General features: G+C 70.8%; 11 protein-coding genes and 1 pseudogene. 4 read left to right on the forward strand and 8 right to left on the reverse strand.

What is annotated here, in order from left to right; genetic code table 11:
• Window positions 1-64: 64 nt before the first annotated feature.
• Both AC08ON_RS10635 and AC08ON_RS10640 read right to left on the reverse strand, forming a co-directional pair.
• On the reverse strand, window positions 65-325 hold the full coding sequence (locus tag AC08ON_RS10635; protein ID WP_476616876.1) for a hypothetical protein: 261 nt from the start codon (window positions 323-325) through the stop codon (window positions 65-67).
• 812 nt (window positions 326-1,137) lie between these two features.
• The gene (locus AC08ON_RS10640) at window positions 1,138-1,758 is read right to left on the reverse strand and encodes an NAD(P)-dependent oxidoreductase (RefSeq protein WP_476607414.1); all 621 of its coding nucleotides are present in this window, start codon (window positions 1,756-1,758) and stop codon (window positions 1,138-1,140) included.
• 108 nt (window positions 1,759-1,866) lie between these two features.
• On the opposite strand from AC08ON_RS10640, the gene AC08ON_RS10645 reads away from it, so the two are divergent.
• The 3 genes from AC08ON_RS10645 (at window position 1,867) to AC08ON_RS10655 (ending at window position 4,694) form a co-directional block, all read left to right on the forward strand.
• The gene (locus tag AC08ON_RS10645) at window positions 1,867-2,256 is read left to right on the forward strand and encodes a winged helix-turn-helix transcriptional regulator (RefSeq protein WP_476607415.1); all 390 of its coding nucleotides are present in this window, start codon (window positions 1,867-1,869) and stop codon (window positions 2,254-2,256) included.
• Window positions 2,257-2,763: 507 nt separating this feature from the next.
• Window positions 2,764-3,828, forward strand: coding sequence for an ATP-binding cassette domain-containing protein (locus AC08ON_RS10650; protein WP_476607417.1), 1,065 nt, complete (start codon window positions 2,764-2,766; stop codon window positions 3,826-3,828).
• On the forward strand, window positions 3,825-4,694 hold the full coding sequence (locus tag AC08ON_RS10655) for an ABC transporter permease (RefSeq protein ID WP_011436452.1): 870 nt from the start codon (window positions 3,825-3,827) through the stop codon (window positions 4,692-4,694). The genes AC08ON_RS10650 and AC08ON_RS10655 overlap by 4 nt, the downstream gene beginning before the upstream one ends.
• A gap of 2,601 nt (window positions 4,695-7,295) precedes the next feature.
• Here the strand turns inward: AC08ON_RS10655 and AC08ON_RS10660 are convergent.
• Window positions 7,296-7,760: pseudogene (locus tag AC08ON_RS10660) on the reverse strand (BTAD domain-containing putative transcriptional regulator); the annotation flags it as partial.
• Window positions 7,761-7,799: 39 nt separating this feature from the next.
• The gene (locus tag AC08ON_RS10665; RefSeq protein ID WP_476616877.1) at window positions 7,800-7,937 is read right to left on the reverse strand and encodes a hypothetical protein; all 138 of its coding nucleotides are present in this window, start codon (window positions 7,935-7,937) and stop codon (window positions 7,800-7,802) included.
• A gap of 300 nt (window positions 7,938-8,237) precedes the next feature.
• On the opposite strand from AC08ON_RS10665, the gene AC08ON_RS10670 reads away from it, so the two are divergent.
• Window positions 8,238-9,647, forward strand: a complete 1,410-nt coding sequence (locus AC08ON_RS10670) for a DUF2786 domain-containing protein (RefSeq protein WP_476607418.1) — start codon at window positions 8,238-8,240, stop codon at window positions 9,645-9,647.
• A 14-nt stretch (window positions 9,648-9,661) separates the two neighbouring features.
• On the opposite strand, the gene AC08ON_RS10675 is transcribed toward AC08ON_RS10670, so the two are convergent.
• The 4 genes from AC08ON_RS10675 to AC08ON_RS10690 all read right to left on the reverse strand — a co-directional run bounded on the left by AC08ON_RS10675 (window position 9,662) and on the right by AC08ON_RS10690 (window position 11,972).
• Entirely contained in the window at window positions 9,662-9,838 is a 177-nt protein-coding gene (locus AC08ON_RS10675; protein ID WP_476607419.1) for a hypothetical protein, read from the reverse strand.
• 101 nt (window positions 9,839-9,939) lie between these two features.
• Window positions 9,940-10,350 carry a DUF3224 domain-containing protein gene (locus AC08ON_RS10680; protein WP_476607420.1) on the reverse strand — a complete coding sequence of 137 codons (411 nt, stop codon included), beginning with the start codon at window positions 10,348-10,350 and terminating at the stop codon, window positions 9,940-9,942.
• Window positions 10,351-10,385: 35 nt separating this feature from the next.
• The gene (locus tag AC08ON_RS10685) at window positions 10,386-11,573 is read right to left on the reverse strand and encodes a winged helix DNA-binding domain-containing protein (RefSeq protein WP_476607421.1); all 1,188 of its coding nucleotides are present in this window, start codon (window positions 11,571-11,573) and stop codon (window positions 10,386-10,388) included.
• A gap of 9 nt (window positions 11,574-11,582) precedes the next feature.
• The gene (locus AC08ON_RS10690) at window positions 11,583-11,972 is read right to left on the reverse strand and encodes a DUF3224 domain-containing protein (RefSeq protein ID WP_476607422.1); all 390 of its coding nucleotides are present in this window, start codon (window positions 11,970-11,972) and stop codon (window positions 11,583-11,585) included.
• Window positions 11,973-12,141 lie beyond the last annotated feature (169 nt).

Here is a 12,141-nt window from a genome sequence, read left to right on the forward strand (position 1 = left end):
GGGGAAAGAGACGCTGCGCTCGCGCTGTGTCGCCCAGGGCGCCCCGAGTCACCCCACAGCACGTCTACAAAACATCACCAATCACAACGTAGCGTAATCTCTGCGCGGCCCTGCACCCGGCCTCACTGAACAGGCGAGCCATCAGGATGCCGCACAACTCGTCCTGGACCAGCTGGACGCCGTGCGGCGTCAGGCTCGCCTCTTCCTGATAGGAGGCCAGGAGCACCTCGAGCCCTTCCAGATAGTCCGCCGGGCCGAAGTCGGTGAGTCCGGTGAGGTCGGATGCCGCGGTGTGTAGCTCCTCGATTGTTTGGATCTTGTCCACTGAGTACGCTCCTCTGGTCCGTCAGCAGACGGCCTCAACAAATTCTCGGGATACAACGACCGGTTCCTCCCTGAGGGGCAGCAGGTGGAACCGGCCTTTTCGCGGAGCGTACGGAGGGTGTATAGGGGTCTCCGCGGCTGGCCAGCCGGAAAACATCCAGTTTCCCAGGCCGGCTCTGGACGCCGTGCCCGATGCCGCTCCTGATTTATCCGCGCCGGCGGGTCCCGGTGCAAGATATGGCCGTCGATCCGGATGACAATGCGAACGTCATGACCGCGTCCCTTCCGCAACTGTCGCGAACGTCCTGGTAAGCCATCGGCGGCCCCCGTTCGCCGGGTGCGGCAGTCTGGGCAGCTGAACATGCCGGAGAAATACTGGTCTCCACTGACTTCGAGCTAACCATAGCCGATACGAGTGGGTGATCGACGTTCTGCGCCCGGGGCCAGCCATCGACAATTGAGATCGGCTGATACGAACACCAGCGCCAGCACGGCCGTGGGTTGATACCCCGCTGCTTCGGGCCCATACTCCCTGCCTCGCGGAAACCGAGGTCGCCACGGTCGCATCACGCCACCCATCCCCCGCCGTTGACAACCTGATGGCCGCGCCTGAAGTGACAACGGCGGGCCCGGCCAGGCGCGTGGATGTCCGGGCATAGAACGGCGGGTAACATTTTATCGCGAACGGGTTACGGCTATAGGTCAGCGCGGACCTGCTGGCCGCGTAAACGCTGCCACCCGGCTCGGGGATCCGGTCGGCGGCGTTACTGCCGATGGTGATGATCCGACCGCCCGCTGGTCATGGATCGGCACCTACTGGACGCTGACGGTGGCGCGGTGGTGGCGCGGTTCCTCGATCTCGTCGAGCAGCGCGATCGCGAAGTCCGCGTACCCGATCCGGCTGGCCGGGTCGCCGTGCTCGGCGACCCGGTACTGGCCGGTGCGCGCCCCGTCGTGGTCGAAGTCCCCAGTGGGAGCGACGTACACCCAGTCGAGTTCGCAGGCGCGCAGCACGTCGAGGCCCGCCGCGTGGCCGAGGAAGAAGGAACGGTACTCGTTCGGGTAGCCGGGCTCGTCCATCAACGCGGCGCCGGATGCCCCCGGCAGGATCGAGGAGAGGCCGACGACCACCAGGCGGCGCACGCCCGCCCTGGCCAGCCCGGTGGCCAAGGCGCGGGACGACGCGGTGAAGAAGTCGTGCGCCGGCGTGGACAGGTCGACCGCGGCGCTGATCGCCGCGTCCTGTCCGGCCGCCGCACGCTCGACACCTACCGCATCAGTGACATCACCCGCAACCACCCGGGCGTCGGACGGCAGGTCGCCATGACGTGCGGGGTCACGCATCACGGCGGTGACCCGGTGGCCGCGGCGACCTGCTTCGGCGAGAACCTGCCGCCCCGCACGCCCGCCCGCGCCGAACACCACAATGTTCACGGCAACCCCTCTCCCCGTATGCCGGTGCCCTTGCGCCGGCCGGTGCGCGGACGCTATCGGGGATGGCGGTTACCGCGGGGATACCGGCTGGCTGGCTATCGTGAAGCTGTGAGGAAGCCCCTGCCCGCCGACATGTTCGACGAGCTGTGCCCGTCCTCGCTCAACCCGATCCGCTTCGGCGACAAGTGGGCAGCGCTCATCATCCGCTGCCTTGAAGACGGGCCGCGCCGGTTCTCCGAGCTGCGCGTGCCGCTGAGCCGGGTCACTCCCAAGGTGCTCACCCAGTCGCTGCGTTCCCTCGAACGGGACGGCCTGATCACCCGCACCGTCCTGGATGCCAGGGCCACCGCCCATGTCGAGTACGAGCTGACCGCGCTGGACCGCAGCATGCTGGAGCCGATGGCGGTCGCCTGCGCCTGGGTCGCCGAGCACTGGGACCAGCTCCTCGACGCCCGCGAGGCGTATGACCGCGCCATCCGTTTCGACCGCGCCGGATGAGGCGGCGTGGCTATCGCCGACGCGCCGCACAGTTCTGGACACATACCGAAACGTGCGGAGCGACGCCGATCCAGCCGAGCGAGACCCACAGCGTGACCGCTACCTCGGCCGTTTCCAGTTCGACACCGGGACCCTCGCCATCTTCGACCAGCGCCCCGACGTCCCCCGCCATCGGCGAACGCACCGGCGTCACCACGACCGCCGGTCCCGCCGGCCGCGCGATCACTCTGCTTCGCGGGTGACGCGCCTGCCCGCATCGTGCATACGGGCGGGCACGGGGCGGGCACGGGGCGGACCGGGCAGGCCGTCGGTACCGGAGGCGGCTCCGGCCGGTGGCGGCGCCTGTGTCCCGCCCGCGCCGCCGGTCGAAGGCCGGTGAAACCGGCGTGCAGGGGCGGTGATACCGCCGTTGTCTAGCGTTCTGGCCAGCTCATCCGACGCCTCCCTCGACCCGACGCCCCCGTTGTCGATCCCCCGTTGTCGCGACACCCCACGGAAGGAAGACGGGTGACAGCCATGCCCGCGGTCCAGGCCGGTGGTCTGGTCAAGAGATTCGGCGATTTTCACGCCGTCGACCACATCGATCTCGAGGTGCGCCACGGCGAGATCTTCGGCGTGCTCGGGCCCAACGGTGCCGGCAAGACGACGATGCTGAAGATGCTGGCCACGCTGTTGGCGATCGACGACGGCCGGGCCGAGATCTTCGGCGTCGACGTCGCCGCCCAGCCGCACCGGGTCCGTCAGCTCATCGGCGTGACCGGCCAGTACGCCTCCGTGGACGAGGACCTCACCGCCACCGAGAACCTGTGGCTGTTCGGCCGGCTCCAGGGCCTGCGCTCGGCCGACGCGCGCGCCACCGCGCGCCGGCTGCTGGAGCAGTTCGGTCTCGAGGAGGCCGCCGAACGACAGATCTCGGCGTTCTCCGGCGGGATGCGCCGCCGCCTCGATCTTGCCGCGTCCCTCATCACCCGGCCACCGTTGATCTTCCTGGACGAGCCGACGACCGGCCTCGACCCGCGTACCCGCGGCCAGATGTGGGACACCATCCGCGAGCTCGTCAACGACGGCTGCACCGTCCTGCTCACCACGCAGTACCTGGACGAGGCCGACCAGCTCGCCGACCGGGTCTGCGTGATCGACCACGGGCGCAAGGTCGCCGAGGGCACGCCGGACGAGCTCAAGACCCAGGTCGGCGACTCGACGCTGCAGCTTCAGCTCGCCCCCGGCGCTGACCAGGAGCGCGCCCGCGAGGTGGTGCTGCGGGTGCTCGGCGAGGAGCCGGTCACCACGCCCGAGTCCGGCCGGCTCAACGTCCCGCTCGACGTCGCCGACCGGGCCGCCGACGTGCTGATCGCGCTGCGCGGGGCCGCCGTCGCGATCGCCTCGGTCAGTGTCGCCAAACCGACCCTCGACGAGGTCTTCTTCGCCCTCACCGGCCACGGTCCCGGCCACGGCGGCCCGGGCGACCCGGGCGACGCCGGCGACCCGCAGACCGCCGGCGGCCCGACCGGAGCGGTACCCGACCAGGACGCGACCAGCCCAGACGACCACGCCACGGAGGTAACTCGATGAACACCGTTCTCGCCGGGCCGTCGGCCGGGCCGGCCGCGGGCGCGCCGCGGCCGGCCTCGGCCGTCGACCCGGCAGCCGCCGTCGCCCGTACCCGGGCCCGCGCCGGGGTGGGGGACACCCTTACCCAGAGCTTCGCGATGGCCTGGCGAGCGCTGAAGAAGATGCGCCGCAACCCGGAACAGTTCTTCGACGTGGCGCTCCAGCCGCTGCTGTTCACCGCGATGTTCGCCTACGTGTTCGGCGGCGCGATCTCCGGCGACGTCCACAGCTACCTGCCGCTGCTCATCCCCGGCATCGTCGCCCAGACCGTGCTCACCACCTGCATGGCCACCGGTACGCAGCTGCGGGAGGACATGGACAAGGGGGTCTTCGACCGGTTCCGGTCCCTGCCGATGTCCCGGATCGCGCCGCTGGCCGGGCCGATGATCGCCGACCTGGTCCGCTACCTGATCGCGGCGAGCCTGACCTACCTGATGGGCCTGATCCTCGGCTACCGGCCCGGCGGCGGCGTGCCCGGCGTGCTCGGCGCGATCGTGCTCGCGGTCCTGACCGGCTGGGCGATCGCGTGGGCGTTCACCTGGATCGGCACGGTCGCCCGCAGCGCCCGCAGCGTGCAGGGAATCTCGATGATGATCCTGTTTCCGCTGACCTTCCTGTCCAACGCGTTCGTGCCGGCGAAGACGCTGCCGGGCTGGCTGGAGACCTTCACCAGGGTCAATCCGGTGTCACACCTGGTCTCCGCCACGCGGGACCTGGCCAACAACGGCGTGCTCACCGGGCAGGTCGGCTGGACGCTGCTCACCGGTCTCGCCGTGATCGTGATCTTCCTGCCGATGTCGGTCGTCAGCTACAAGCGGCACCTGTAGCCCGTGCCCCGGCGATGCCCCGTCGCGGCCCGGTGGTAGATCGGCCAGCCGTTCGACGAGGATGCACGCCTCGTCGAACAGCTGCGCCGGGCGCCGGGCCTCGGCGTCCGACCGGGCTGCCGGGAGTGCGCCGGGCGCCCGGCGCTCGGCGAGCGCCTCGACCCGGGCCCACCCCAGCGACGGGATCGTCGCGATGTAGGAGAAACGCTTCGCCAGCGCGAGCAGCTGGACCGCCTCCCGCACTGTCATCCCGGCCGGCATCCCGGCCGGCCGGCCGTCGCGAAGGCCCCAGACGCCGAACGCGAACAGCAGCGTCCCGCACGCCGGATAGTCGATCGTGGCCCGGCTGCGTCGCAACGCGTCGGCACACCGGACGAGACTGGCGCGAAACAGGTCGTGGCCGGTGGCGAGGTCGTCGGCGCTGGCCGCGTGCCAGGCGAAGGCGGCGAGCGCCACCGCGTCGCCGGCCAGCACCCAGGGCTCGACGCCGGTCGTTGCGACACCGGGCCATCGCAACGCCCGCATCCCCGCTGCCGCGTCCAGATGCTGGCGCAGGCCCCCAGCCGTGTCGCCGCGCACGATCGCGAGCTCGGCCCGGCCGATCGCCGCCATCATCGGGCCGCCGTACACGGCCCCGTCCGACGGGTCGATCCGGGCGAGATACTCCTCGGCCGCGTCGAGCCGGCCGCCGTTGACGGCGTCGAACGCCAGCAGCACCCGCAGCTGTGCGACGTTGTCGCGGGCACCGAGCCGTTCCAGGACCGGCAGGGCCGCCTGGGCGTGGGAACGGGCGACGGCGAAATCTCCGCGCCGCATCGTCAGCTCGGCCAGCCGGGTGTGCACCATGGCCGTCAGCCACGGCCCTTCCCGCGGTGTGGCCAGGGCCAGCGTCTGCTCGGCGGCTGCCGCCGAGGCCAGTGCCTCACCGGCGTTCTCGTGCAGATGGGCCAGCCACACCAGACAGACCAGGCGCAGGTGCCGGTCGGCACCGTCCGCCAGCCGCACGAGCTGTGTCTCGGTGTCCGTGGGCTGCGCCGGGTCGAGGGCGAGCAGCACCCGCGCCGTGTTGGCCAGCCACGGGTCGCCCGCAGCCTCGGGGCCGAGCCGCTCCAGCAGCTCGCGGATCGGCGCCGGGAGAAGCCCGTCCCCCACGAAGATCGCGACCGTCGCCATCGCGGTCCCGGCAGCCACGGCAGCCTGGGCCGCGGCGGGCTGCGGTGTCCAGCCGGACAGCATCGCGGTGACCGCGTCGATCAGCACCGACATCCGGAGGTGCTCGCCGCGGATCGCCCAGAACATACCGAGCACCGCCAGCAGCCGCACGACCGTCTCGGTGTCGCCGTCGGCCACCGCGTCACGCAACTCGTCGGCGAGGTTCGTCTCCTCGGCCGCGATCGCGTCGATCGCCGCGAACTGCCGCTCCGTGACCAGACCCACGCCGTGCCGGGTGGCGTAGCCGACCGCCCAGTCCCGCTGGGCCCGTCGCGCCGCGACCTGCTCGCCGGATTCGGCCAGCCGCAGCCGGCCGAACTCCCGGACCGTCTCCAACATCCGGTAACGCACTCCGCCGGCCGGCTCGCGCACGCTCAGCAACGACTGTTCGACGAGGTTCTGCACCGCGTCGACCGCGTTGACGGGATCGGAACCCGCTGCCTCGTCGGCGGGGCCGGGGGCGGCGAGGATCTCCTCCGCCGCCTCCAGGGTAAAACCGTCCGGGAACAGCGCCAGCCGGCGCAGCGAGCGCCGTTCCGGCTCCGCCAGCAGGTTCCACGACCAGTCGATCACGGCGAGCAGCGTGCGGTGGCGGTCCGGGGCGGCGCGGTCTCCGCCGCGCAGCAAGGCGAACCGGTCCGCCAGCCGCCGGTCGACGTCCTCCACCGACATCGCCCGGACCCGAGCCGCCGCCAGCTCGATCGCCAGCGGAAGCCCGTCGAGCCGGTCGACGATCCGGCCGACCACCTCACGGTCGAGCCGGACGGTGGGGCGGGCCGCGGTGGCACGCTGGCTGAACAGCTCGACCGCGTCGGCGCGGACCAGCTCGCCGAGCAGGTAGACCCGCTCGGCACCGATCGCGAGCGGCGCCCGGCTCGTCGTGAGCACCCGCAGGTCGGCGGTGGCCGTGACGAGGAAGGCGACCAGCTCGGCGACCTCGGCGACAAGATGCTCGCAGTTGTCCAACAGCAGCAGGCCCGGCCCCCGCGCCAGTCTCGCGGCGATCCGCGCGCGCAGGTCGGCGCGCTGCGCGGGGGTCAGCACCCGGCGGTCGCCGATCGAGTCGCGGACGCCGAGCACGGAGCCGACCTCGCCGATCAGGTCCTCGGGCGCCGCCACCCCGACCAGGTGGACGACGTGCACCACCGGCAGCGTGCTGTCCCGGGCGAGCAGATGGGCCAGGCGGGTCTTCCCGAGGCCACCCGGCCCGACGATCGACACCACCCGCGACCGGTCCAGTAACGCCCGCAGCCGCTCGACGTCGTGCTGGCGGCCCAGCAGGGGAGTGGCGTCGTATCGGATCCCGCCCCGGACGGGCCGGTCGAGGGCGAGCAGATCGCGCTGGACCCGGGTGAGTGTCTCCCCGGGGCTGGTCCCCAGCCGCTCCCGCAGGTCCCGGCGGTAGCGCTCGAATCGTCCCAACGCCGCCGCGGGCCCGCGCACCGCGGCCTCGCTGCGTAGCAGGTCGACCAACAGGTCCTCGTCGTCGGGCTGCTGCGCGTGCGCCGCCTCCAGGAACCCGAGCGCCTTGGCATGCTCACCTGTACGACTCGTGGCCCGGGCCAACAGCAGTCGGGCCGCCGCCAGGTCGCGGCCGGCCGCCCGGCGCACGTCGGCGAGCGGCCCGGAGCCGTTCACCGGCACCGGCGGCAGCGCCGTGCCGAGGTCCAGCGCAGCGCGGGCCCGCTCGACGGCGGCCCGCGGATCGACAGCGACGAGCTCGGCGGCCTCGGCCACCAGCCGGCCCAGCAGACAGCTGTCGACCTGCGTCGGCGGGAGACCGAGCCGGTAGCCGTCACCGTCGCGCACCACCGCACCGGCACCACACGCCGCCCTGGTCCGCGAGACGACCACCTGAAGGCCCTTGGCCGGGTTGGCCAACGACCCCTCGCCTCAGATCATCTCGGCCAGCCGCTGCGCCCGCACCGGCCGGCCGGGCTCGGATGCCAGCGCCGCCAGCAAAGCTCGGGGGCGGTCGCCCATCACCGGGGTGCCCTCCCAGCGTACCCCGTCCAGGAGCATGAGGCTCACGACCACTCTGATCAGTCTAGAACGGCAGCCAGGAACGATCCGTACGTCCCCAGGAGCGTTGCCAGGGCCGGTTCCGCGGTCGAGCGACATGGTCCGGGCGACGACATGGTCCTGGGCTGGTTCGTTGGGGCCGCCCGCCGAGCACATCGCCATGACGAACCTCAACGAGGTGAATAAGTGGATCATTTTGCCGTATGGCCGCGGAATTGATCATCGAACCTGGGGTCGGTCCTTCTCGCTCCGGTCGACATGCGATCCTTGGGGACGAGAGATCAGGATTCCCTCTGAGCGAGGTGATGGGTGGGCAGCCGGAACCGGGAACGACGCAAGGCAAAACAGAAGGCCCGCGCGAACCGTGTCCGCGCCCAGGCGCCGGAGTCCGGGGCAGGGGCCTTCTACCAGGAGGAGCGCGGCCAGCGGGAGATGTTTCGCCGGATCGCCGATCAGCTGGTCGCGGCGGCGCTGAGCGCCCAGCTCGCCCGGGATGAGGCGGCACTGGCCGAGTACGTGGAGTTGCTCGTCGCCGCGCCGGGCGGGCCGGTCGGACGCCGAGTTGTCAATCGGTCCCTGGCCGGGTGGTTCGACCGCACCGTCGAGGCCGCCTGGCAGCGCGGCTGGCAGCCGGCTGACGTGCACCGGATCGTGAACCGTCAGGCGGGCCAGCGCCAGGCGCGACTCGCCGTCGACGCCATCGCCGGCCAGATGCGGCAATACGCGGCCGCCACCGTCGACGAGCGGTGGAAGAACCAGCTGTATGATCTTAACGCCGTTCTGTGGTGGGAGGATGACGGCACCTGGCTGGACGCCTGGGGTGACCGGGAGGGCCGGGACCGGGCGGAGGCGCTTGCCGACACCCTCGGTCTGCTCACCCTTCTGCACACCCTTCCCGCGATCGAATCCCTGTGCCCCCCACCAGGCACCACACGACGCGACCCACCAGGTCGCCCTGCGGGACGCGGCCACGGCCAGGCGGACCCGGGCCGCCGGGCCGGGGCCGGCCGGAGCGCCGACCCACGCATCCTCGACAAGGTCCGGGCGCTGCTGGCGAAGGCCGAATCGACCGGGTTCGCGGACGAGGCTGAGGCGCTGACCGCCAAGGCACAGCAGCTCATGGCCCGGCACAGCATCGACGAGGCGCTGCTCGCGGCGCGGGAGGGAACCCGCGACGAGCCGGCCGGCCGCCGGGTCGGCGTCGACAGCCCTTACGAGGCGGCCAAGGCTAGCCTGCTCGACGTGGTCGCCGGTGCAAACCGATGCCGTTCGGTGTGGACAAAGAACCTCGGGTTCGCCACGGTGATCGGTTTCCAGCCTGACCTCGACGCCGTCGAACTGCTGTACACCTCGCTCCTGGTCCAGGCGACCGCGGCGATGATGCAGGCCGGGTCCCGCCACGGGCGGTCCCGCACCCGGTCGTTCCGCCAGTCGTTCCTCGCCTCGTTCGCGGTCCGGATCGGCCAACGCCTGACGGCCGCTACCGAGCAGGCCAGTGAACAGGCCGCGGTCGAGGCGGGCGAGAGCCGGCTGCTGCCTGTGCTCGCCGCCCGTGGCGACGCCGTGAAGGAGGCAGCCGAGACGATGTTCCCGCAGGTCGTCGCCCGGGCGGTGAACGCGACCGACGGCGAGGGGTGGGCGTCCGGCCGGGCCGCCGCTGACCTCGCCTCCCTGCACACCTACGGCGAGGTGACCACCGCCCGGTCCCGACAGCAGTGAAGGGCTTCGCCGTCTCATGTGGGGTGTGGGAGTTTCTTCCAGCAGGTGATCGTGGCGGCCAGAGTGAGGAGCCCGAGGAAGTTCCGGCCATCGCGTTCGTAGCGGATGGTCAACCGGCGGTAGCCATCCAGCCAGGAGATCGTTCTCTCGCCTTTCCACCGATGCCGGCCGAGACGTTCGGTACTGTCCACCGTTGTGTTCACACTGCCCGCCGGAGACGCACCCACCTGGCTGGACACGCGTCAGGGCTGTTCGCCGCGCGCTGGATCACCGACATACCCGGGGGGGGAGCTCACTCGTCGAGTTCGTAATCGAACCAAATGTGGCGGGTGCCGTCGGAGTCGATCTCCATGCCGCCGGTGCCGCGGATGCCGGTAAGTTCGCCGGCGCCACTGGAAGGCACGATGGTGAAGAACTCGTCGTAGCGATTGGTGCCGGTGGTGGCGGCGGAGTGCACGAAGTTGAAGGCACCCTTCCTGCCGCCGAGCGTGCCGTCGAAGGACTCCATGGCCACGTAGGTGCCGACACCGCTTGAGCGGTCGAAGGCCGCGGTCAGCAGAGTGGCCGAGCGGCCCGTCAGTTCGCCGGCGTAGTGCTTCTCCATGGTCCACACGCCAACAGGCAGGCCTGTCCCGAGGGCCGGTCTGGGAGACAGTTCCGTTTGTTCGAATACGGCTACGTCGAAAGTTCCGGAAGCCTTCATGGCGGCATTGTATCGGTTACCGAATCGCCTGTGAATCAGGGCTCTTCGAAACGGATCGTATGGGATGCGGCTTCCGGACGCATGAAGCGGGCGAGGCGCTCGGCTTCTGTGGCAAGCGCTTCCCGGTCTTCGTGGCTCGGCTCGGTGAACTGCTTGAGGACGACGCAGACGGAACCGCCTTTTATCTGCTTCGTCTCCACCGACCATATTCCCGCCACGAGGCCGTCGACCAGAATCGTGGGTAACAGCTGTAGATTCGCCTTCATGTAGACGAGGCCCTTGTAGGCGTCCGGAAGGATTCTTCTGCGGTATTTCGCGTCGTAGGCGAGCAGGGCGCTGTCGAACCACGGGAGCAGCCGCACCGGAGCCGGAGTCGCGGAGTCCGGGCGCGGGGCGTCGGGGAGGTCGTACAGCGTGCGTCCCGCCTCATCGGTGAGGCGGGCGAGGCAATCGCCCAGTTTGTCGAGTACTGGCCGGATCTGCGGGACGCGGCAGCCGAGCCAGTACGCGACGTCCTCCGCCGCGGCGGGGCCGAAGGCGCGCAGATGACGCGGCACCACCTCGGAAATGGCGGCATCCGCCGCCACGCCGTCACCCGTGATCGGGGATTGCGGCGCGGCGGTGTGCTCGGCGGGGCCCTTGGCCGTGTTCCAGTTCCCGTCGGCCGGAACCCGCAGGAATGCGCTGGTACGCAGGAACAACCTGAAGGACCGCTCGCGCAGCCAGGCGACCTGCTCCGCGGCGAGTTCCTCGGGGCGCGCGGCCAGCCACTTCTCGATGAACTCTGCAATCTGCGCTCCGCTGAGCGCCTCGCCCTCGGCGAAACGGTACAGGTCCCGGCGTAGCTCGTCGAGCGGAGGCAAGCTTCGCATGGACTTCGGCAGGAAGAACCGCCAGTCGTTCGTGCCGGCATACTCGGCCACCGCCGAGTATGCCGGGTGCTCGCGGGCACTGACCAGGTGGAACGTGCCACGGAGGAGGATGCCGTTGGCGAGCTCGCGCGCGGCCAGGGCCTCGTGCACCTGCCGGACCGTCACCTCCCGCATCCGGGAGAAGAGCGCGACCGGCGGCGCGGGCCAGTACTGGGACTGCACCGCGCCGATCCGCTCGACGACCTCGGCGAGCGGCAGGTCGTACGGCTCGAGCAGGCCCTGCCTGGCCAGCAGCGCGCGGCCGAGCGCACGATCGGACAGGGCCGGACCTGGTGCCGCCTTCCCTCTCATCCGCGGCCGTCAGGAGCCGAGTTCATAGTCGAGGATGAAGGCGTGCCCGGGGGTGATCTGCGCGGTCCCGGTGATGCCGTCCAGCTCGCCGGTGCCGGAGCCCGGCAGCACGGTGATCATCATCTCGTTCTCCGCGCCGAGCGACCGGGCGTTGTGGACGAGTACGAAGCTGCCCTTGCGGCCGTGCAGCGTGCCCTCGACCCGTTCCACGCCCACGTACACGCGGGGGCCGTCGCCCTCCACCAGCTGCCCCATCACGAATTCGATGCAGCTGGTGGCGGTCAGGTCGCCGGTGAAGCTCTTGGTCCAGCGGGCGCGGGTCATCTCCGCCCCCAGCCACTCGACGGGGGAGCCCTGCCGACTGTCGATGGTGAGTTCGCTCTCAGCGCGCTGAGTCATCAGATCACCGCTCCCTTACGGCTCGCTCCGTACCCTATCCCTGACCATCCCTGACGTGCCGCCACCGCTACGAACCGATGGCGTTGCGTGTCCATGCTAGCCCCGTGCTTTCGCACATTGGGTTGCGTTGCGCCATCCGGCCTCTGTGATCTTGTTTTTGGGTCGGGGG

The sequence above is a fragment of the Frankia sp. CoWAU3 genome (assembly GCF_977971855.1).

Coding starts and splice junctions, on each gene's coding strand:
- AC08ON_RS10655 (WP_011436452.1), top strand. CDS start 3,825: ATGAACACCGTTCTCGCCGGGCCGTCGGCCGGGCCGGCCGCGGGCGCG.
- AC08ON_RS10690 (WP_476607422.1), bottom strand. CDS start 11,972: ATGACTCAGCGCGCTGAGAGCGAACTCACCATCGACAGTCGGCAGGGC.
- AC08ON_RS10685 (WP_476607421.1), bottom strand. CDS start 11,573: ATGAGAGGGAAGGCGGCACCAGGTCCGGCCCTGTCCGATCGTGCGCTC.
- AC08ON_RS10680 (WP_476607420.1), bottom strand. CDS start 10,350: ATGAAGGCTTCCGGAACTTTCGACGTAGCCGTATTCGAACAAACGGAA.